Annotated in this window: 2 tRNA genes; both read left to right on the top strand. The window is 44.5% G+C overall.

The window, feature by feature from the left end:
- The first annotated feature begins 110 nt into the window (after positions 1–110).
- Positions 111–187 (top strand) — tRNA-Ile (locus CD29_RS19440).
- Positions 188–208: 21 nt separating this feature from the next.
- Positions 209–284, top strand: a tRNA-Ala gene (locus CD29_RS19435).
- Positions 285–346: the final 62 nt, after the last annotated feature.

Genomic DNA, 346 nt, shown 5'->3' with positions numbered 1-346 from the left:
GTGCGGCTGGATCACCTCCTTTCTAAGGATATTTAACGGAATTTAAGCCCTTGGCTTAAAACATTAACGTTTTGTGTTCAGTTTTGAAGGTTCATCACAATCTTCTATACGGGCCTATAGCTCAGCTGGTTAGAGCGCACGCCTGATAAGCGTGAGGTCGATGGTTCAAGTCCATTTAGGCCCACCATATAATTCATATACCTATTTAGGGGCCTTAGCTCAGCTGGGAGAGCGCCTGCCTTGCACGCAGGAGGTCAGCGGTTCGATCCCGCTAGGCTCCACCAATAAACCAAATTATTGTTCTTTGAAAACTGGATAAAACGACATTGATAATAAGCAATTAGTT

The organism is Ureibacillus manganicus DSM 26584 (assembly GCF_000772945.1).
GTDB lineage: Bacteria > Bacillota > Bacilli > Bacillales_A > Planococcaceae > Ureibacillus > Ureibacillus manganicus.
This window is presented reverse-complemented; position numbering and strand designations above follow the sequence as displayed.